18 protein-coding genes and 1 pseudogene are annotated in these 21,370 nt (G+C 56.0%); 7 read left to right on the forward strand and 12 right to left on the reverse strand.

Annotation, left to right across the window (positions count from 1 at the left end):
• The first annotated feature begins 38 nt into the window (after window positions 1-38).
• Both ASD54_RS06450 and ASD54_RS06455 read left to right on the forward strand, forming a co-directional pair.
• Window positions 39-797, forward strand: a complete 759-nt coding sequence (locus tag ASD54_RS06450) for an SDR family oxidoreductase (protein WP_062553801.1) — start codon at window positions 39-41, stop codon at window positions 795-797.
• A gap of 39 nt (window positions 798-836) precedes the next feature.
• On the forward strand, window positions 837-1,781 hold the full coding sequence (locus ASD54_RS06455) for a dienelactone hydrolase (RefSeq protein ID WP_062553802.1): 945 nt from the start codon (window positions 837-839) through the stop codon (window positions 1,779-1,781).
• Between the two features lie 225 nt (window positions 1,782-2,006).
• Here the strand turns inward: ASD54_RS06455 and ASD54_RS06460 are convergent, their stop codons facing one another.
• Complete coding sequence (locus ASD54_RS06460; protein WP_062553803.1) at window positions 2,007-2,318, reverse strand: hypothetical protein; 312 nt, start codon at window positions 2,316-2,318, stop codon at window positions 2,007-2,009.
• 47 nt (window positions 2,319-2,365) lie between these two features.
• Here ASD54_RS06460 and ASD54_RS06465 point away from each other — a divergent pair.
• Window positions 2,366-2,673, forward strand: a pseudogene (locus ASD54_RS06465) (DUF736 domain-containing protein).
• A 45-nt stretch (window positions 2,674-2,718) separates the two neighbouring features.
• On the opposite strand, the gene ASD54_RS06470 reads toward ASD54_RS06465, so the two are convergent.
• Window positions 2,719-2,913 (reverse strand): hypothetical protein, encoded by a 195-nt coding sequence (locus ASD54_RS06470; protein WP_062553804.1) that lies wholly within the window; start codon window positions 2,911-2,913, stop codon window positions 2,719-2,721.
• A gap of 350 nt (window positions 2,914-3,263) precedes the next feature.
• Window positions 3,264-3,464, reverse strand: a complete 201-nt coding sequence (locus tag ASD54_RS27245; protein ID WP_062553806.1) for a hypothetical protein — start codon at window positions 3,462-3,464, stop codon at window positions 3,264-3,266.
• A 336-nt stretch (window positions 3,465-3,800) separates the two neighbouring features.
• On the opposite strand from ASD54_RS27245, the gene ASD54_RS06485 reads away from it, so the two are divergent.
• Window positions 3,801-5,483, forward strand: coding sequence for a PAS domain-containing methyl-accepting chemotaxis protein (locus ASD54_RS06485; protein WP_062553807.1), 1,683 nt, complete (start codon window positions 3,801-3,803; stop codon window positions 5,481-5,483).
• Window positions 5,484-5,507: 24 nt separating this feature from the next.
• Here the strand turns inward: ASD54_RS06485 and ASD54_RS06490 are convergent, their stop codons facing one another.
• Window positions 5,508-6,770 carry a DUF2254 domain-containing protein gene (locus ASD54_RS06490; RefSeq protein ID WP_062553808.1) on the reverse strand — a complete coding sequence of 421 codons (1,263 nt, stop codon included), beginning with the start codon at window positions 6,768-6,770 and terminating at the stop codon, window positions 5,508-5,510.
• A gap of 71 nt (window positions 6,771-6,841) precedes the next feature.
• Window positions 6,842-8,824, reverse strand: coding sequence for a BCCT family transporter (locus ASD54_RS06495; protein ID WP_062553809.1), 1,983 nt, complete (start codon window positions 8,822-8,824; stop codon window positions 6,842-6,844).
• A gap of 292 nt (window positions 8,825-9,116) precedes the next feature.
• Between ASD54_RS06495 and ASD54_RS06500 the strand changes: the two genes are divergently transcribed.
• On the forward strand, window positions 9,117-9,863 hold the full coding sequence (locus ASD54_RS06500) for a potassium channel family protein (protein WP_244484697.1): 747 nt from the start codon (window positions 9,117-9,119) through the stop codon (window positions 9,861-9,863).
• 172 nt (window positions 9,864-10,035) lie between these two features.
• Window positions 10,036-11,250, forward strand: coding sequence for a Na+/H+ antiporter NhaA (nhaA, locus tag ASD54_RS06505; protein ID WP_200958454.1), 1,215 nt, complete (start codon window positions 10,036-10,038; stop codon window positions 11,248-11,250).
• Between the two features lie 295 nt (window positions 11,251-11,545).
• Here the strand turns inward: nhaA and ASD54_RS06515 are convergent, their stop codons facing one another.
• The 7 genes from ASD54_RS06515 to ASD54_RS06545 all read right to left on the reverse strand — a co-directional run bounded on the left by ASD54_RS06515 (window position 11,546) and on the right by ASD54_RS06545 (window position 19,372).
• Window positions 11,546-12,649, reverse strand: a complete 1,104-nt coding sequence (locus ASD54_RS06515) for an FAD-dependent oxidoreductase (protein WP_062553811.1) — start codon at window positions 12,647-12,649, stop codon at window positions 11,546-11,548.
• Window positions 12,642-13,313 (reverse strand): ATP-binding cassette domain-containing protein, encoded by a 672-nt coding sequence (locus tag ASD54_RS06520; RefSeq protein ID WP_062553822.1) that lies wholly within the window; start codon window positions 13,311-13,313, stop codon window positions 12,642-12,644. The genes ASD54_RS06515 and ASD54_RS06520 overlap by 8 nt, the downstream gene beginning before the upstream one ends.
• Window positions 13,314-13,315: 2 nt before the next feature.
• On the reverse strand, window positions 13,316-15,001 hold the full coding sequence (locus ASD54_RS26805) for an ABC transporter permease subunit (RefSeq protein ID WP_062553812.1): 1,686 nt from the start codon (window positions 14,999-15,001) through the stop codon (window positions 13,316-13,318).
• Window positions 15,002-15,043: 42 nt separating this feature from the next.
• The gene (locus ASD54_RS06530; RefSeq protein ID WP_062553813.1) at window positions 15,044-16,273 is read right to left on the reverse strand and encodes an ABC transporter substrate-binding protein; all 1,230 of its coding nucleotides are present in this window, start codon (window positions 16,271-16,273) and stop codon (window positions 15,044-15,046) included.
• A 92-nt stretch (window positions 16,274-16,365) separates the two neighbouring features.
• A complete protein-coding gene (locus tag ASD54_RS06535) occupies window positions 16,366-17,127 on the reverse strand; it encodes a TVP38/TMEM64 family protein (RefSeq protein WP_062553823.1) in 762 nt (253 codons plus the stop codon).
• A 122-nt stretch (window positions 17,128-17,249) separates the two neighbouring features.
• Window positions 17,250-17,864 carry a CDP-alcohol phosphatidyltransferase family protein gene (locus ASD54_RS06540; protein ID WP_062553814.1) on the reverse strand — a complete coding sequence of 205 codons (615 nt, stop codon included), beginning with the start codon at window positions 17,862-17,864 and terminating at the stop codon, window positions 17,250-17,252.
• Window positions 17,861-19,372: an FAD-dependent oxidoreductase gene (locus tag ASD54_RS06545; protein ID WP_062553824.1), complete on the reverse strand. Its 1,512-nt coding sequence runs from the start codon at window positions 19,370-19,372 to the stop codon at window positions 17,861-17,863. Before ASD54_RS06545 ends, ASD54_RS06540 begins: the two co-directional genes overlap by 4 nt.
• 556 nt (window positions 19,373-19,928) lie before the next feature.
• Here ASD54_RS06545 and ASD54_RS06555 point away from each other — a divergent pair.
• Window positions 19,929-21,370 (forward strand): methyl-accepting chemotaxis protein (locus ASD54_RS06555; RefSeq protein WP_156379107.1); only part of this gene is annotated, 1,442 nt, incomplete at its 3' end.

Genomic DNA, 21,370 nt, shown 5'->3' on the forward strand with positions numbered 1-21,370 from the left:
GTCCATCTTCAGCTCAGTTGAATGTCAGGAGACGGAACATGCCAAAGATCCTCATCACCGGTTGCTCATCCGGGTTCGGCCTCGCCATCGCACAGAAATTCCTGGACGGGGGGTGGGACGTGGTCGCGACCATGCGCACGCCGCGAAACGACCTTCTTCCGTCGAACGACCGGCTCGAAATCCTGCCGCTCGATATCACGAATCCGGATAGCATCGCGAAGGCGGTCGAAACCGCCGGCACGATCGATGCGCTGGTCAACAATGCCGGCGTCGGCATGCTCAATGTGCTGGAAGGCACAGAGATGGCGAAAATCCGCGAACTGTTCGAGACAAACGTCTTCGGCGCGATGGCGATGACAAAAGCTGTTCTCCCGCAGATGCGGGCCCGTCGCTCAGGCGTCATCGTCAATGTCAGTTCCGCCGTCACGATAAGGCCGCTCCCAGCACTTGCGGTTTACAGCGCCAGCAAGGCGGCCCTCAACGCATTGACGGAGAGCCTCGCGCTCGAAGCGGCTCTGTTTGGCATCCGTGCCAAACTTGTCTTGCCTGGCTCGGCGCCCACAACCGGCTTCGGCAAAAATGCCGTCTCGCGGATGGGCATGGAAATTCCCGAGCCATATAGCGAATTCGTCCAGGACTATATGACGAAGCTTCGTTCGGGCGCGCAAGTCACCACGGCCGACGCGGTTGCAGAGGCGGTCTGGCGGTCTGTGACGGAGATCGACGCGCCGATGAAGATCCCCGCCGGCGCCGATGCGGAAACCTCATACCGCGAGGCGGGCAATCGACTAGCCTGAACATCACCATCCGAAATCCACCTTCGAAGGTCCAGCCCCATGAACAATCTGATCAATCTCGCAAAGCATATTCCCACACCTGAACCCACTCTCACCGTGGCCTACACGCCGATTCGTCTTTCGATGCCGGGCCGCCAGCCGCTGGAACTGCGTCTCACCGCGCCCGCTGCGGGAAGTAACCTGCCGATCATGCTTCTGTCACATGGCTACGGTCCCTCGAACTATATCCCGTCAAAGGACGGATACGCTCCACTTACTCAGTTCTGGGCGGAGAGAGGGTTCGTCGTGATCCAGCCCACCCATGCGAGTTCTCGCGTTGGCGGCCTGCCTGCGAATTCATCGGGCGCACCGTTCTTCTGGCGCGAACGTGTCGAGGAGATGAAGGCGATACTAGACCAACTGCCGGAGATCGAACGACAGGCTCCGGCCGTCGCCGGCCGGATGAACCATTCGCGCATCGGCGCAGTCGGTCATTCCTTCGGCGGCCACACGGTTGGGCTCCTTCTCGGCGCGCAGGTGGATGGAGAGGATTTTTCCGATCCAAGAATCTCGGCCGGCGTTCTCCTGACAACACCGGGACGCGGCGGCAGGGACATGACGCCTGAGAGTGCTGCGCGGTTTCCGTTCTTCGACGTCGACTTCTCGACGCTCTCGACACAGAGCCTCGTCGTTTGCGGTGATATGGACAACCCGCACTTTACGACGCGCGGCCCCGAATGGCATGCGGATGCCTTCCATGATGCGCCGGGCGCTAAAGCAATGCTGATGATGCATGGGGTCGGGCATGGCCTTGGGGGGATCGCAGCGCTCGACGCAAAGGAAACAGAGACTGAAGCACCAGATGTGCTGGAGGCAACACGACGTCTCACGCTCGCCTGGCTTCAGAGTGTGCTCGGCGCGGACGAAGGCGCTTGGCCGAGAGCGCGGCTGTCACTTGAAAACGAAGCCGCTCCGCTTGCAACGGTTACCGAGAAGCAGCCCTGACCGCTGGGTAGATCTGCGCGGTTGAAGCTACGAGGAAAATAAACCATTGGGCGCCCGTTCTTCGGCGCTCAATCCAGTCTGCTGCAACGTGTGGTGCACGGCGCCAAACTTGAGATTCCGAAGCGCGCCTAAATCTCTCCCTTTTCCAGCAGCCTCTCACGGGCCCCGGTGGAACAGTATCAGTCCCGACGGAGAACTGCGATCAGCAAGCTTTGGTATTTGACTTTAGCACTCGGTCAGGAGAGGCCGGGCGGCTCCGGCATGCAATTTCTCGGGCGCGCAGATGATGCCAGTGCCGTATCCCTTGATCCGGTAAGTTGGCACGTCCACTGCGGTCTCGATGGGACATGGCTGACCAAAGACCGCCTCGCGGTGCTCTGCTCGATCGGCATCCGCAACGGCCGGATCGTCTTCTTCCCCTGTTCGCTGAAGCGCCCATTCCTCGCGATAGCCAAGAAAGCCTCTCCCAGGCCGTCCTCCACTCCGCTTCGGTTCTTTGTATGCGGGCCGATCGTCTCCGGTCCTATCGACTGCCATCGAGGACGCGATGGATGCGGCCCGAACAGCCGAAAAGGATTATGACAATGGCAACCATCGGCTCTTTCACCGCTTCCGGCAACGGCTTCACCGGCACCATCAAGACCCTCAACTTGCATGTCAAGGCAACCATCCGCACCGTCGAGCGCACCGCCGACAAAGGCCCCGACTACCGCATCCTCGCAGGGGCAACGGAGTTCGGCGCAGCCTGGAAAAAAACCTCGAATGAAGGCCGCGACTATCTCTCGGTCAAGCTCGACGACCCGAGCTTCCCGCTCCGATCTACGCAACGCTGATCGAGGTCGAAGGCAAGGAAGGCCTTTCCCTCATCTGGTCCCGGTCAAACCCGGACTGATCCGGGATGCCCCGCGCGACAGGGCGTGGCTCTCCATGTCAGAGATCACTTGTTCAGTGCATCCTTGAGCGCCTTGGCAGGCGCGAAGGTCATTTTGTTAGAAGCCGCGATCTTCATGATGAACTTGCGACTGACATTGACTTCAGCGAGCGTGATAGACTGATCCGGGTTTGCGTCACGCTCGACAAGGTATTCAAGCCTGGACAAGCTGACCACCAGCAAACCGATTGCTGCGGTCATGGCAAAATTGGAGACAGCAATAGGTGCGCCGGTTCATTCAATCGCAAGCAAGAAACGCTTTGTTCCAAGGATCGTCATCACGGCTAGGCTCAATTGCTGAAACGCGATTGTGATGGGGATTGCTCTCAGGCTGCTAACGGCCTCCTGCCAGCAGGCAGCCAGATAATGGGCACCAAGATCAGTGCCAGCAAAATGGCAGCCAGCCTAGTAACCGAACCGACACCGCCAACGGCCAATCTTGCAGACGATGCAATACAGCCTGACAAACCGACCGATTTCATGGGCATAGGAGAGACGAGGAACTTTGTTTCTTTGGAAGAAGGTGAGGCCTCCATAACTCCTGGCAAGTATTAGTCGCGCTCAAAGCTAGGTCTCCAGCCCCTTGTGATGCCTCTGCTCATGGCGCGTTCAGCGAGGATGAGTTGACGGCGCAGATGACGCAGGTCAGCAAGCAAGGTCTCAATGGTTGCTACCGGATCTCCGTCATGATGGGCGAGAGCCAGCTCAACTTCTGACGGTTCATCTATCTCAATTCGCTCACAGGCAGACATGACTTCTCCTTCGCGCCGAGGCACGTTGCGATGATTAACGTAAGGGGCAGGCCGCTCTCATACGGCATATGTTCCTAATATGTTCTCATCATATTAGGAGTCAATGGGGCGCGTCTCCGACTTCCTCAATGCAAGCCTGAGACCTCAATGTTGATGAGCATAGATGATTAATCGTTTAATCAATTCTACTTTGGAATAAGCTTTAAAACCCAATCATTTAGAATATTGAGATAAAACAGCGCGGTACTAATTTTCGTCTATGTGTTTTGAGGTCCCTAATTCAGATTGCATTAAATAAGCAGATCTTAGATCTAGCTAGATTTATAGGAGGGTGCGATGTTATTTGCAGATGTTTTCAGTGCAGGGCGTGTTGCCGATGATGTCCGCGCTATATCGCAGTCTCTCGCCATGATCTGGTTCAATCCAGATGGTACCGTCATCTCCGCAAACGAGAATTTCTGCAACGCACTTAAATATCAACTGAGTGAGATAGTTGGGAAACATCATCGCATATTCTGTGAGGATGCAATTCGGCAATCTCCAGACTATCAGACTTTCTGGAGAGACCTCGCAAATGGGCAGGTAAAGAGTGGTCAGTTCAGGCGGCAGAATAAGAATGGTGAAGATGTCTGGATTGAAGCGACGTATTGCCCGGTGTTCCACGGTGGTAAGGTCGTTCGAATTCTCAAACTGGCCTCTGACATCACGGCCACTAAAATAGCGGCTCTCCATGACAACAATCGCCTGCGTGCGATCGATCAGTCTCAGGCGATAATCGAGTTCGCCCCCGATGGGACAATCCATCATGCGAACGAGCGCTTCTTGACCGCGATGGGTTATCATGAGTCGGAGGTGATCGGACAACACCACCGTATGTTCTGCGACCCACAATATCGTGAAACTCCAGACTATGCTCAGTTCTGGAAGCGGTTGCAGGCAGGAGAGTTCATCTCGGATAACTTTGTGCGCATTGGCAAAGGTGGCAAAAGGGTCTGGATCCAAGCGGCTTATACGCCCGTTTTCAGCTCCCGTGGCGTTGTCTACGGTGTCATCAAGGTTGCCAGTGATATCACGTCACGAATGGAGGCGGTCAGCCAGCTCAGCGAAAATATAGGTCGGCTCGCGAAAGGTGATCTTGCGACGCGAATGGACGCAAAGATCGATCCGGCGCTGGAACAAACTCGCGCAGATTTCAACGCAGCGGCCTCAGCGCTTGATCAGATCGTTTCAACGATCAAAGCTTCAGCCGAGCTCCTCTCGTCCAATGCAAACGTGATTCACTCTGTCTCAGACGATATTGCTAAAAACGCAGAGCATCAGGCAGCAGCAGTCGAGGAAACTGCCGCAGCCCTTGAGGAGATACGCACTACCGTCAAGGACGCCAGTAGGCGCGCGGATGATGCAAAGCAACTCGTTGCCACGACCAGGGGCGCTGCGGAGGCATCTGGCGAAATAGTGGGGCAGGCGACCCAAGCGATGGGTGAGATCGAGTCATCCTCGAAGGAAATTGCCAACATCATCGGCGTGATCGACGAGATTGCCTTCCAGACCAACCTCCTTGCTCTGAACGCGGGTGTCGAGGCAGCGCGTGCCGGTGAAGCCGGAAAGGGCTTCGCGGTCGTAGCACAGGAGGTGCGTGAGCTGGCCCAGCGATCTGCGAGCGCCGCGAAAGAGATCAAGGCCCTCATTGCCAAATCGTCCGCAGGTGTCAGCCAAGGTGTAGCTCTGGTCAATAAAACTGGCACAGCCTTGAAGCAGATCGTCGAGCAGGTGCAGCAAGTCGATGCGAATGTCGCTGCCATTGCCACGGCGAGCCAGGAGCAAAGTATCGGTATCAATGAGGTATCAGGCGCAATCAATGCGCTGGATAGTGGCTCTCAGCGAAACGCAGCCTCAATCGAAGAAGCAAATGCAGCGTCACAAAGCCTGGCGCACGAGGCATCCAAACTATTTGAATTAATCTCGCACTTCAAAGTGTCTGGCGTGGTAGAAGGCAGAAGCTCACGGCACGCTGCCTAGTGCAGCCTGCCGACGCGCATGAGTTCACTGCGAAGGGCGAGCCATCAGTCCTGCCAGACGCCGAACGTGCTCAAGATCGTCTTCCACCATCGCCGATGCTTCAGATCGCTTAACAGCGGCTGCCGAATGTCTGCACGCTACCTTTTCAAAATTCCCGTTTTTGAAGCCGTGAAGGATGTGAAATGCCTTTTGGAGGCGTATGGAAACCTCGACATTTGCGGCTCCATCTCTGGCAATCGGCACAAAAAGATCATCACACAGCTCATCAAGGGTAACTGGCGCTACGAAAAGGCGGGGATAGCGCACATCGCGTTCTCGGCAGTGTTCGTCCCAAGTCGCAAGCATCCGGACTCCACGAGAGATGACGTCAATCGCAGTCCCCGGGTCGTTCACTGCTGGAGATAAGGCTCGCGAAGCGATCTCTGATAAAACGACGGCTCCAAAGCGAGGATCCTGATCGAAGGATCTGACGTCGCCAATCGTGAACGCATTCGCTATGCGCTCGCATACTTCTACCCTGATCTGCCCAGTTGCCCAGGCAAGCGGTGTGGTATGTGACACCAGCTTTCCGGCTATCGCAACAACAGCTATTTCGACATCGAATTCATCAGCGATCTCGGACAGCATGCCTGCATCCACATGCTGAACATATCCAACCTGTCGTTGGAAGATTGCTGTATTTGGTTTTCCAACCCGCTTGTCGTTTTCTTGCAGTCGGTTACCTCCAAGATGTGGCGTCTCCAACCAGGCTTTCAATGACTCGATCGCAGCCTGCTCAACACGTTGCGTGGTTTCTGTTACGCGCCCCAGCCGGGAAAGGTGATCGATCCAGCGCAACAGGGTTACAACGATCAGGATGATGACGCCGATCGTCACCACGAAAAGAATGACGCGTCCGCGGTCTCCGTAATATCCCGTCGTCAGTGCGATTATCCCCACGAGGCTGAACAGGAATGAGCCGACGAAGGTGGCAAGCACATTCTGAGTCGTACTATCTTCCATCACCAGTCTGGTTGCCCGCGGAGTGACATTCGTTGTGACTGCAGAATAAGCAGATACCATCGTGGTCAACGAAAACGTCGTCACCGTCAACATGCTCGAGGCGATGATGCCCAGTATCTTGTCGACAGCGTCAGCACCGATCTTGGTTGGCAGATCCTGGGGTATGTAGGGCGAAACGGCAACTGCCAGCAAAGCGGTGAAAACCCCTGCCAGCGAAAACAGTGTTGCCCTGAACCAAATGCGGCGTACGACCTGGCCGAACCACCACTGCCACTTTGACTTCATCGATGTAGGTACTCCAAAAAGGCCGTTCCCGAAATGACATCCCGTCTTCACCCGAGGTCATTTCCAGTTATTCATGCCGTATGTTCCGGGGCCGCGTGGACAAGCTGGAACTCCGGTGAATGGACCAGATGCAGGTAACGCTCGAACTGGATGAGGACGTCACTTATGATCTGATCCTGGGTCATGCCCATCAGGTCATAGCCGCTATTGCCGCTGGAAAAGAAAGTCCGTGCTTCATAGCGGTATTCCGCTTGCCCGGCCCGTATCGTTGTGAAGCTCGCGACACGATGATGTTGTGTTGTGACCCCATAAATAAAGTCACGCACGTCCGAGGCCGGAGAACGTAATGTCACCAGGCCCGGAGCGTCCCGCTCGACGACCGTTGGCCGACCTCTCGATTGCAGCTCCGCTGCGACTTTGTCTAAAGCAGGTGAGACTTTCTCATCGATGAAGCGAACGACTTCTTTTTCTGTTGTCGTTGCCAGTATCAGTGCAAGCCGACGCTGCCAGGTTTGCCCGGAGGCTGGCTCTGCCGGAACGGCACCGCGAACGTTGTGCACCTCCCTCTGCGCCAGATCTTGCCGCATGCCAAGATAGAGAGAAACGACAAGCGCCAACATGACAAAGGTAAATGGCAAAGCACTGGCAACGGTAGCGGATTGAAGTGCACCCAGTCCGCCTGCAACAAGTAGACAGGCCGCTACAATTCCCTCCATCGAGCACCAGAAGATTCGCTGTCCGGTTGTCGTCTCCGTCTCCCCGCCAGCGGCTATCGAGTCCACCACAAGTGCCCCGGAATCTGCAGAGGTGATGAAGAAGATCGAGACCAGCAGGACCGCCAAAGTTGAGGTGATGCCGGGAAGAGGCAGATACTCGAAAAAGCGAAAAAGTCCGACCGACACGTCATCGGAGATCGCAGCACCCAGCGCACCAGCAGCGACGCCCGTATCGATGAACATCGCCGTGTTGCCGAACACTGTCATCCAGAAGAACGTGAAACCTGCAGGAATGAAGAGAACCGCGGCAATAAATTCGCGCACGGTTCTGCCGCGCGAGATCCTGGCAATGAACATGCCCACAAATGGCGACCAGGAAATCCACCAAGCCCAGTAGAACAACGTCCAGGAATCGATCCACGGGGTCGGCTCGTAGGCGTAGATATTGAATGTCCGCAGCACGATAGTGTCGAGGTAGAGACCAATGTTCTGAACAAAGTCCCTCAACAGTTGCGTGGTCGGCCCGGCGACCAGAACAAACAGCATGAGTAGAACTGCGACGATAAGGTTCGTTTCGGAGAGAATGCGCACACCCTTATCCAAACCCGTGACTACCGAGACGGTAGCCATACCGGTGACCAGAACGATCAGAAACAGCTGGACAGTCGTGCTGATTGGTACGCCGAGCAGGTGGTTAAGCCCTGCATTTATCTGCGCCACGCCTAGTCCCAGTGAGGTCGCGATGCCGAACATGGTGCCAACAATGGCGAAAATGTCCACTGCATGTCCAATTGGACCGTTGATCTTGTTTTTGAGCAGAGGGTAGAGGCCAGAGCGAACGGTCAACGGAAGATTATAGCGATAGCCAAAGTAGGCCAGAGACAGACCAACAACGGCATAAATGGCCCAGGCGTGAATGCCCCAGTGGAAAAAAGTCACTGTCATGGCTTCGCGCATGGCCGCAACGCTTTTCGGCTCGGCGGTCGGTGGCGCCATGTAATGAGTCATGGGCTCGCCGACGGCGTAAAACATCAGCCCGATGCCCATACCCGCAGCAAACAGCATTGCTATCCACGAGAGAAACCGAAAGTCTGGAACAGAGTCGTCCGGTCCTAGTTTGAGTTGTCCGTACCTGCCAAAACATAAGAGCAGCATGGCAACCAGAAAAATGCCGACTGAAAGGAGATAGAACCAGCCGAACGTCCCGAGGATAAAGCCCTGAACGGTGCTGAACAGAGCTTCTGCCTGACCAGGCAGCACAATGCCGACAGCCACAAACAAGGTGATGATGATAACCGATCCATAGAAAACTGGTGGATTGACAATGAATGATTTCATCTACCTAAACCTCTCCTCGGAAAAACACCGCGCAACTGATTTGAAATATCCACTTTGGCTCTGTCTCGGCATTCGACAAAAGATCGCCACAGATTAGACATCTTTCGCAGAGGGAAATGCGCAAGACCGGATTTGGCTCCATCCTCTTCAACCTGAAGAACGGATTGTGTTGTGCTGGCTACGTTGCCAGCCATTGATGTTGACCACGTCCGTGGTCGCCCACTATCCAGTGAGAATGACAGATACAACGCGCAGTAAGAGATCATTTCCATCCCGCCTCGCGATTTTGCAGATGAAGTTGCGGCGCATAGAGCGTGGACGAGACGCCTGGGCGCTTCGTTGGCAAGCAATTCTTGCCATCATCGACGTGAGCATCATCTCATTCTTCATATTCGGACCATTTCTGCGCAGCGGACCGTCGTATCTGATCATCGACTATATGATCGCGCTCTGGATCCTCGCGGAACTGGCTGCGCGCGCCTTTGCAACCGGATCTCTCGGCGTGTTCCTAAGGAGGCCCATGACGTGGATTGATGTCGTCATTCTCGCCACGCTGCTGTTCCCGAATGCGCTCTTCAACTTTGCATTCCTACGCGCGATGCGCCTGTGGGCGGTGAGCGAGAGCCCGCTCTTTTCCGTGATCCTCAGACGGCTTGGCTGTCATCCCTACAGGGACGTGGCGCGAGCATCACTGAATTTTCTCGTCTTCCTGTTCATGGTGACAGCGTTCGTCTATACGACATTCTTCTATCACCAGAGCGGCCTTATCGGTTTCGTTGACGCGCTGTACTTTACCGTCGCAACGATGACGACGACAGGATTTGGTGACATTACACTGCCAGGCCCCCTCGGGAAACTAACGTCAGTCGTCACGATGATTGTCGGCATCTCCCTGTTTGTCAGGCTCGCGCAGTCAATCGTCCGTCCTTACAAGGTGTCGTATCCCTGTGAGAAGTGCGGTTTGCAACGGCACGAGGTTGATGCTGTACACTGCAAGGCTTGCGGCCATTTGTTGAACATACCGAATGATAATGACTGAACCAAACAATCGCGTGATCGAGACGTTTGTTTGGGTAAATATTTCGGTTTTTGTGGAAACTTCCTCATAGGTCCACTATACTCTTGTTCTATAGCGCGTGCTGCGTGCGCTGCGGGTTCCCCCGAAATCGACGGAGACTAAGATCAACTTCCAGCAAAGGGAGCGTGAACCTGTGTCTTCGACATCAAATTCAGGTCGCATCAATTCCACACTTCGGCGGTTTCTTGAAAATGAGGCTTCAGGTGGCCTGGTGCTTATGGCAGTCGCTCTCCTGGCAATCGTAACGGCCAATTCTCCCTTGGCCGAAGACTATTTCCATATTTTACACGTGTACATCGGTCCGCTCAGTCTTCAGCATTGGATCAATGATGCCTTGATGGCAGTGTTTTTTCTGATGGTTGGCCTGGAGATCAAGCGTGAGATGCTTGACGGACAGCTTTCGACGTGGAGCCGCAGGGTGCTGCCGGGTGCCGCCGCTGCAGGCGGCATGGCGTTTCCAGCACTTTTCTATATTCTCTTGAATCGCGACAATCCGGCGGCCCTTCAAGGGTGGGCGATTCCCACCGCAACCGACATCGCATTTGCCCTCGGCGTCCTTTCGTTGTTCGGATCACGGGTTCCAGCCTCACTCAAGATCTTTCTGGCAGCGCTTGCGATCATCGACGACCTCGGTGCCGTGATTGTGATTGCCCTTTTCTATACGGCAGATTTGAATCTCTTTGCGCTCATTGGGGCAGCTCTTGTCTGGGGCAATCTCTTCATATTCAACAAGATGAAGGTCAAGGTGCTGTGGCCGTACCTGGCATTGGGCGGAGTGCTCTGGGTTCTCGTCTTTGCTTCCGGCGTTCATGCTACACTGGCTGGGGTCATGCTGGCATTGACCATTCCGTTGAAGCTTACCCCCGGCACGCCAGAAGCAATGCCAGATGAATCACCGCTTCATCGCCTGGAGTATGCGCTCCACAAGCCCGTTGCATTCATCATCGTGCCGATCTTTGGCTTCGCCAATGCTGGCGTCTCGCTCTCCGGGCTGAGCTTCTCTGTGTTCGGCGAGCCTTTGACGATGGGTGTTGCCGGCGGTCTTGTCATTGGCAAACTGGTGGGTGTGCTCGGTATTGTCACACTGCTGGTCAAGCTTGGATTGGCGCAGCTTCCAGCCCAGGCGAGCTGGGGTCAGGTCGCCGGCACGGCTCTTCTTTGCGGGATCGGCTTCACGATGTCGCTGTTCATCGGGCTGCTCGCCTTCAACGATCCAGTGGTTCAGGATCACGTCAAGATCGGGATTTTGATGGGCTCACTGGTTTCAGGTGTCGCCGGCGCAATCATCCTTACTGTTTCAAGCCGGCGTCAGTCAGACAGGCCCCAGTCCGATCAGGTCGCTGCCTGACAATCATGGGTCGCCACCATCTCAATCCTCAAATTGAAATGGTGGCGATGCTCGTCATTCGATGCAAACCCATGCGAATTTCCAACGAGGCGCCGTTCGCTTACCAGCAACCGCTTCTCTAAAGCGCATCGCGATCTTCCAGATCCGCTCCTGCCGCTTTAACTCTTTGCTTTGACGCGTGTCGTTATCGCAAAACCGCTGGACACTTTTACGCGACATGCGTTGGTGGTTCGAGACCGAAATAAGCATCCATTCGCAGCACCCTCAAAGGCAGATGCCGGAACCTTGAGAACCATCAGCGATATTTCCGCATGAAACGACTATCGATGCGATGCTTCCATTTGGCCACCCAAGATCCAAGAATCGCAAAGCCCCATTTGTCTGCAATGGCCCGCCCGTCTCCGAGCGAGATCAGCACCAGCCAAGAAGATTGCGGCCGATAGGACTTCATGCGCCTTTTAGAGAGGAAGCGCTGGATATTCCCTGCCAGGATCGGTCCCTCCTTAACAGCGAAGACACCAGCCTTGGGGCGCGGATCAGGCAGTGAAGCGACATCCCCGGCCGCGAAGACATCCGGATGCGATAGAGATTGCAAGGTAAGATCCACGCGAATGAAACCGTCTTGGTCGAGAAGAAGGCCCGTATCCCGCAAGAGAGCAGGTGCACCGCTGGACGTCGTCCAAATGACCTCATCGACGGCAAGTCGCCGTTCGTCGCGGGCAATGAGTTCACTATCCTCAACAGCTAGGACATCGAAAGCTGGAGTGTGAACAATTTTTGCGTTTCGCAATTCCCGCTCCAGCATCTTCCGGGCGCGACAACTCCGCTCTGGAACAACCTCCGCTGCTCGACCAACGAGGCTGATACTGACGCTGTGCCCTTCAAACCGGCGTTTGAGCGCGAAGGCCACCTCGATGCCGGCAACCCCTTGCCCAACGACTGCAAGTTTCGAGATCCGTCCTTCTGCGACCAAAGCATCAAGCTGCGCAAGGCGATCAGTAAAGCTCGCGATCGGCTTAACGGAGATTCCAACCGATAGACCTCTAGGCACTGATGGGACGGAGCCGATATTGATTGAGAGCAGACCGTAGCGAAGGCGTTCGCCATTCGCCAGTAAGACAAATCTGCGATCAACGTCGATCCCAGTTGCAGCGGTTTCAACAAACTCGACGCCAGAGCGTGCGCACAGGGTAGCCAGATCAATATGGAAATCGTCAAATCCGTATTCCCCGGAGATGTAGCCAGGAAGCATGCCGGAGTACGGCGTCTGACGCGACGGCGACACCAGCTTGATCTGCGCACCAAGCCCTGCCTTCCCCAGCAGACGCACCACCTCGACATGGGCATGGCCACCGCCGAGAAGCACAATGGGAGCCATCGCTTCGCTCTGCTCACCCATGGGCGGTTCCCTTCAGCCCTGTGCGATGAATTTGGCCGCCAGCGGCTTGGGCATCAGCCTCGTCATGGGTGACGAGAACGACCGGAAGACCGGCGATTTTTGCACGATCGAACACCAGGGTCCGCATTTGGGCGCGCAGGTCCATATCGAGCTTGGCGAAGGGTTCATCGAGCAGTAATAACCTGGGGCGGGAGACGAGAACACGGGCGAGCGCCACCCGCGCCTTCTGTCCGCCGGAGAGCGTGGCAGGGTCCCGGTCATCAAATCCACCGAGATCCATGTCCGCCAGCATATCTGCCGCGATCTGCTGACGCTGACGCCGGTCGGAGACACTCGCCGGGATAGCGAAAGACACGTTGCGGCCAACCGACATGTGGGGAAAAAGCAGCGGGTCCTGAAACAAAATCCCGGCGCGACGTTCTTCCGGCCTTAATGCAAGAAAATCGACACCGTCAACGAACATGGCACCTCTGGCGTCGAAGACCGGATTGAGGAAGCCGCTAATGAAGGAGAGCAAGGTAGATTTTCCCGATCCCGACGGTCCCATGATGGTGAGAACCGAACCGGGCGCGACGTCGGCAGTCAGATCGATCAGCGTTACCGTGCCCAGACGGATCACAACATCTGAAAGAAAGAGACCTTTTGAAGTTGCTCGCTCCGCCATCATCAGACCTTCATCTCTTGACGATCACGATGGAGCGCCACCGGTATCAACGACGCAAGCACAAAAGCCAGAAAAGGCAGCATTGTTTGCAGCAGGGCGTACACTGCGATGACACGACGGTTATTACCAGAGGCCAGTGCGACCGCCTCGGTGGTGATTGTCGCTAGCCGGCCCTCGCCAATCAGCACCGTCGGCAGATACTGCGCGACAGAGACAGAGAAGCCGACGGCCATGGCTGTCAGGATCGGACGCATCAGCATGGGCAGGCGGATCGACAGGAGCACCGAGATCCGTGACCGACCAAGAGCCGTTGCGATGATTTCGTAGCGCCGGTCGAGGGCTCGCCAGGGATCCGCCAGTGAGAGGAAAACGTAGGGCAGAACAAAGACCAGATGGACGAGAACGAGCGCTGCGAGCCTATCTCCGCTTCCAGTGCCAATGAACAGAAGCTGCAAGCCGAAAACGAAGGTAATCTGCGGCACAATCAGCGGCAGATAAAGCATCAGCAGCGATTTCTCGCCGACATTGCGTCCGGTCTGAAGCTCCCTCTCCAGGCAGCCGATTGTGAGCGCGATGGCAAGGAGCGTTGACGCGAAGCCAGTGATTAACGTCGTCACGACCGCATTTCCCAGGCTTGGCGAGGCACTCATCCAACTTCGCAATGTGAAGCTCTGTGGCAGGATATCTGGAAATCGCCAGAGACCGGCGAGCGACCAGATTGCGAGAATGGCAAGTCCAGCGAAAACAACGCCGCTGACCAGGCCAACCGCGAGGACGGAGGCACGGCATAAAAGTCGATCCCTTTCGAACCGCCACCCTCTCTCTCGAGCGTTCCTCATCATGATCGCAGAGAGCCGCTCGAGAAAAAACCAGAGAAGCAGTGCAGCCAGCGTCACGCCCAGTTGCAGCACGGCACCGGCCGATGCGAGAAAGCGTGCATCGAGATCGGGATCATTCATCCACTGCACCAGCTGAACCGCCAATGTGCCGGGCAGGTTAGGACCGAGGATCAACGCAACATCAACGACCGAAGACGTATAGGCAATGACAGCATAGACGGCGAAACGGATCTGCCGGTACAGCGTCGGCCAGAGGAGGTAGACGAAGCCCGCGATCCTGCCGTAACCAAAGGATGCCGCCAGCCTGCGTGCAGCGCCAAGCTCCACCTGTGGCAAAGCCGCGAGCGTAACCAGCAAAAGAAACGGCGTTTCCTTGATCACGAGCCCTGCGATCATCGTAAATCCCAGTGGATCATGAGGAATAAGGACGTCCGGCGGCCTATCGATCCCCAGGAATGGAGCAGCAAGGCGAATGAGAAAACCCGAGGGGGCAAACAGAAAGGCAACGCCGAAGGCGACAGCGGCATGAGGAACCGCCAGCAGAGGCGCCAGCAGATGCTGCATGCGCGACAGCATCGGGGTTCCTGCGTGCCCTGCTATGAAAACCAGAGTTACAGCGAGAGAGATGAGGGTGGCAACAAGGCCGGTTGCCATACTCAACACGGTCGCCGTGACCAAGCCTGGTGTCGAGGCAAGATCTCGAAACGGCTGAAGGCTAAGGCCATGGTGACCGAGCGCCGGGAGATAGCCGAAGGCTGGCAGCAGCGTGCCAAGAAGCCCAAAAGTGATCGGCAGGAACAGAAGGCAAAGCGTGAGGACGACCGCACTCTTTGGCAGATATGCGATCAATATTTGTCCGAAAGAGTGATCGGCCGATTGCGCTGTCACGGCTCAATTGCCGCTGGCATAGCGTCGACGCCACTCTACCTCGATGCGATTCATCCAGGTTGTGTGTGGTTCTGCAATCACGGGGCCGAGCTTGTCCGGCGCAAGCGTTGCGGCACCGAGGTCAAGGGCTGCAAATGCCGCACGATCGGCTTCCGGTAGCTTTGATATGGCAAGAACAGTTGGATCACCCCAGTAGGTCGGATTCTGTTTGCGCAACTGCGCCTCCGGCGAAATCAAGAAATTTGCAGTCAACAATGCCCCTTCCTTCGCATTGGCATTGTAGGGAATGGCCACGAAGTGCGTATTGCCAAGTGTGCCACGGGAGAAGGTGAAGGATCGTACCGTCTCCGGCAGTTCGCCAGCCTTGATGCCGGCCGAGGCTTCAGCAGGATTGAATGCAAAAATGATATCGAGTTCACTATCGGCAAGCTTCTGCTTCATATCCGGGTAGTTCTGAGGAAAGGTCTTGCCGGAGCGCCAAGCAACCGGATGCAGTGCATCAAGGTAGGCAAAGAGCGGTGCGACGTCGCGTTCGAAACTCGCCTCGTTCACTGGCTGTGACAGCTTGGCGGGATCATCGATCACTTCGGCAAGGACCTGCTTGAGGAAAGACGAGCCAATGAAATCCGGAGGCGCGGGATATGAAAAGCGGCCCGGATTCTTCTTCGCCCAATCGAGCAGTTGTGCCGAATTATCCGGCAGCGAGGATGCATCGGTTCGGGCGCTGTCGTAGAAGAAAACCATCTTGGCACCGCCCCAGGGGCTTTCCAATCCCTCCGTCGGCTCGGTAAAATCCGTCAAAATCGTCGGCTGGTTTTCGCTGTCAACATAGCGCCAGTTCGGCAGAGCTGTTGCCCAGCCCGGCGTAAGGAGCAGATTTTTCTGCTTCATCGAGACGAAGTTCTCACCATTGATCCAGATGAGATCGACCGAGCCCCCCTCGTTCTTGCCGGATGCCTTCTCGGCGATAACCTTGGCAACCGCGCTTGCGGTATCATCCAGTTTCACCTGCACGACGGTAACGCGGTACCGCGACTGCATCTCAGAGCTCACCCATTGAAGGTAGGCATTGATATTTTCAGACCCACCCCAGGCGTTGAAGTACACCGTCTGTCCAGATGCGGCTTGCTCGATACGATTCCAATCAGAAATGTGTGGTTCGGCTGCTGCCGCCGGAAGACTGCTTGAGGCAGCCAGAAGGCCAACCGCGAATATCGCTGCCATTGAACGCATTGTCGCTCTTCTTCCTTTTGATCAATTCTTGACGTGCAGGCTCTGCGGATCCCGTTGGAGCGACGTCCCGATCACCATGGCAAAACACAATGTCATCGCGAATCTCCTCGCTTGCGGATCTGCCTGACGACGATGGGGATTAGGGCGACGAACGCAAGCGCCAGAAACGCGATTGTGATCTCCGGTGTCACCAGATCCGAGACCTGCGCTTGCCGGCCGCTGGCTTGCGCAGCCGCGAGTACGCTATCGACACCCTGGCCGAGATAGGCATAGGCAAAGGTGCCGGGTAAAATTCCGAAAAGCGTCGCGGTGAAAAATCGGCCAAGGCTGATATCGAACAATGCAGCGGCGATGTTGACGACGAAGAAGGGAAAGACAGGCGCAAGCCGGATAACGAAAAGATAACTGAATGCATTCGCCCTGAACCCATCGGCCAATTTGTTTGCAAAACCATCGACACGGGCGCGCAGAAAGCCCCCAAAGGCGGAGCGCGTGGCAAGGAACAGGATGGACGCGCCTATGGTGGCGCCGATGGCAACCAGCGCGCCGCCAATCAACCAGCCGAACAGGAAACCGCCGAAGATGGTCAGCACAGAGGCTGCAGGGAACGAGAAAGCAACTGCCAAGATATAGATCACGAGGAAGAGCAGCGCAGACCACAGAAGGTTCGCATCGACGTAGATGCGCAAAGCCTCCCGCTGTTGAGCGAGGAACGTGAGGCTCAGGTAGTCCTGCACACCAAAGACATACCCAAGCGTAAAGCCTGAGATGACGAAAGCCACCGGCGCATATTGCCAGAGGCGGTGACCGCTGCCGTTGCTGTTCACTTTCCCTGAAGATCGCCGTTCATCCATGATCGTATCTTTATCCAGCATATCGGACCTTGGGGAAGACTTCACACCGGAGCGCAAGTTCGAGGGTCGCAGCATAGCGCACGGTCTGGAAACGGTCGTCGGGAAAGATAGCAATCGGTTCACTATTCTTCCGTCGAAAAAGCAACCCAGCCCTGACGCCAGCGGATAAGGGTGGTGAGCGCGCAGAGGGCAGCAAAGCAATAGGCAAGCAGCGGGAAATTTGTCGGCAGGAGACACATGGCGACAAAAACCGCAATGGTCTCGAAACCTTCTGCGATACCTGCCGCATAATAAATGCCTTTGGTAGGAAACTCTGGCGCGTTGCGACCCAGTCTCGCCGAGACCGCTGAGAAAGCGAGAAACGAGGAGCCCGTACCGACAAAGGTCACGATGAGTACGGCGGCCGGCAATGCATTGGCCTCGGGTATTGCTATAGCAAAACCCAGTGGGATCAGAGCGTAAAAGACCATATCCAGTGCAATATCGAGATAGGCACCACGGTGCGTTGGGCCTTGGATTCGGGCAACGGCACCATCCAGCCCATCCAGAAGCCGGTTGATCAAGATCAGCAGCAAAGCGGGAAGCCAGAGGCTTAAACCGAGCATGACAAAGGCGCTGAACCCTGCCAGAAATCCGACCAGACTGATCGTATCAGCCTTTACGCCACGCTGCGCCAGAAGCGTAGCCGCAGGCTGAAGAATTGCCTTCTGGAGCGGCAATATTCTTGCATCAATCATCCGCGCCTCCAGGTCTGGAAGCGCTCGAGCAGAAAGAGGAGAAAGCCGCTCATATGATTCCTCCGCCACTGACCGGCGACCATCTTGTTGGCTTCGGCCAGCGTCGGATAGATGTGAATTGTGCCAAGGACCTTGCCGAGCCCATGGCCGTGCTTCATGGCGAACACAAACTCGGCGAGCAGATCGCCCGCATGCTCACCAACGATCGTAACGCCGAGTATCCTGTCCTTGCCCGGCACGGTCAGCACTTTGACAAAGCCGCGAGCAGATCCATCTGCGATCGCACGATCCAGGTCGTCAAGGTTGAAGCGTGTGATCTCATAGCGTACGTTCTTCTCTTTCGCCTCTGCTTCTGACAAGCCGACACGCGCCACCTCCGGATCAGTGAAGGTGGCCCAGGGAATGACGGAGTAATCGACCTTGAAGCGCTTGAAGTCGCCGAACAGCGCATTGATCGTCGCGAACCAGGCCTGGTGTCCGGCAACATGGGTAAGCTGGTAAGGACCTGCAACATCGCCGGCCGCGAAAATGTTTGGGTAGAGTGTCTGCAGATACTCGTTTGTTTCTACGACACGGTCAACCTTGATGCCGAGTTCTTCAAGTCCAAAACCTTCCAATCGCGGTGCGCGCCCGACGGCTACGATAATCTCGTCAAAACAGATACGGCGTCGGTCGCCTTCATGTTCGACTTCAATCCATTTCTCGCCCCCATGAGCCCCGCACGCGACCGCCTTATGGCTGGTCAGAACATTCACGCCATCCGCCCTGATCGAGGCCTCGACGAATTGGGCCGCATCTTCATCCTCCCGCGTCATTAGACGCGGTGCTGTCTCAATCTGGGTAACGTCTGAGCCGAGCCGGGCAAAACTCTGCGCCAACTCGCAGCCGATTGGACCGCCACCGAGCACGACCAGCCTTTGTGGCACGGTTGGCCGACCACGAAGTCGCTCCCACATATCGTCCGAAGTCATGAAGTCGATTTCGACAAGACCTGCAATGGATGGAATAACTGGCTGAGCCCCGGTTGCGATCACGACAGCCCGAGTGGTCAGGCGCTGGGTGCCGCCGTCATTGAGCGCAATTTCTACCGTCCACGGATCAATCAGCTTCGCGTAGCCCTCGAGTACTTCCACGCCAAGACCGGTGTATCGCTCGACGCTGTCATGGGGCTCTATCCTGGCGATGACCTCGTGGATACGCTCGATGACGGCGGAAAAGGGAACGCCGGGTTCGACTGCCTTCAGTCCATAGTTATCTGCGTGGCGTATCTGATGGGCCACCTTGGCACTCTTGATCAAAGCCTTTGACGGGACGCAGCCGAAGTTGAGGCAATCGCCTCCCATCTTTTTGGCCTCTACCAGCGTTACCCGCGCCTTGGCAGCTGCCGCGATATAGGCCGAGACAAGCCCCGCCGAACCCGCTCCGATGACGATCAGATTGCGATCGAACCGCTTCGGTCTTTTCCACGCGGACCGGGAAAAACGCTGGTCTCTGTCTTTTAAATTCATTGTTCTGTCCGGCGATGTTCGTTTTGTCATTGAGTGATCTTGAGAGATGCATGTTGTGACAAGGCTACATCAAAATGGATCACTTTGTCGGGGCAAGGTTCCCCTTTCTAACCTGTTTGAAAACGGCTTGTGCGCCATCGTCCTGATAGGAGGCAACCAAGGTCTTGGTCCACTCCTCGTTTACCTTGGGGTGGCGGACGCGGTGGTAATGTTCGCATTGCCGATCGGACAGGCTGAATGCCTCTCGCCGTCCGGTCGTGGGGCCAAGATGCTATCGAAGGAATACGGAGCCACAGATGTGCCGCAGCGCCATCCAGGTTCACCACCTGTAGCCCGTGCTCTTGAAGGTCTGTATTGTGTTCCCTTGGCCCAGCTGGACTTCAGCTTGCCATAAAAATGCGTCTTGATCGGCGTAGGATTGCTTCGTGAGAGCTCGATACAATTTACGGATGATGAAATATACTATTTCTGGATGCCATACGTTAGAGGACGTTTACCATTCGGAAATAACATCATGTGAGTATTTGACTAATATATTAATTAAGCGGAAGCTCCCATGAAACGACCTTCACTTCGCATGGCTCTGATCGGAATGCTTGGCTTCATTGCCTTGGCTGTCGCAGCTCTTTCTTTCACGAGTGTTTCAAACATTTCCTCCATGCGGTCTGAAACGGCTGATATCGGTGATTACTGGATGGAGCGTCTGCTCACCGCCCGCGACATCAAGGGTGAGTTTGCCAACGTCCGTCTTGCGCTGGCTCGACACGCCATGGTGACCGACAAGGCCGGGCTAGATGCAGAGCAGCAGACTTTGAGAGGCTATGAAGCAGCACTTCGTGATGCAATGGCCCGCTACGAAGCAAAGGTCCGGACAGAAACGGGTCGCAAGCTTATCAATGATCTCAAGCCACTTGTTGCCGAATACGATAGTGTGGCCAAGCGGTATGTTGATCATGTTGCAGCTGGAGATATTCCAAAGGCCGTCATTTACTTCAAATCTGAACTGAAACCGCGTGCTGACGCGGTCAACGTAAAGATCAATGAACTGGTCAATGCGATCATTGCAAATTCCAAAACCGTAGTCACCAATGCCGAGGACGATGCCAGCTTCGCCTTCACGGCGGTTCTGACACTTGCGATTGCGACGCTGTCTATCTGTGTTGCGGGCATGTATTTTGCGGTTGCAGGCATCGCGCGGCCCATCAATGCCATAACCGAGGCCATGCGCCGTCTGGCAGGTGGTGATGACCAGAGCAGAATTCCCTTCGAGGGCCGCTCCGACGAGGTCGGAGCCATGGCCTCTGCTGTTGAAGTCTTCCGGCAGAATTCGCTGTCCAACAAGCGTCTCGAACAGGAGGCTCTGGCCAATCGCTCGGAGGCCGAGAAGCAGCGCGAGGCCGAACAACAGCGAACTGCCCGTGAGGCTGAGCAGCTGCGTATTGCAAGCTCGGCACTCGGTGCGGGTCTGAAGCGGCTTGCCGGTGGCGACCTTGCCTGTCGGATCCAGACGCAATTTGCGCCGGAATACGAGCCTCTTCGCCAGGATTTCAATGCGACTGTCGAACAACTCAGCCAGACGGTCAGCGCGGTTATTACTGCGGTTGGCAACATGGATTCCGGGACACGCGAGATTGCCTCCGGTGCGAATGATCTATCCAAACGCACTGAGCAGCAGGCAGCAGCCCTTGAGGAAACAGCTGCTGCGCTCGATCAGATCACGGCAAACGTTTCCAGTTCCTCCAAAATGACTGAGGAAGCAAGGTCGGTGGCCCAGGCTGCAACGCACAGTGCCACGCAGTCAGCAAATGTCGTGGCTCATGCCGAAGAAGCGATGCAGCGTATCGAAAGCAGCTCACAGCAGATCTCCAACATCATCGGGGTCATTGACGAGATTGCGTTCCAGACGAACCTGCTGGCACTCAACGCAGGTGTCGAGGCAGCACGCGCCGGGGAGGCCGGAAAAGGTTTCGCGGTTGTCGCGCAGGAAGTTCGTGAACT

This window comes from Rhizobium sp. Root149 (genome assembly GCF_001427345.1).
GTDB lineage: Bacteria > Pseudomonadota > Alphaproteobacteria > Rhizobiales > Rhizobiaceae > Neorhizobium > Neorhizobium rhizoryzae.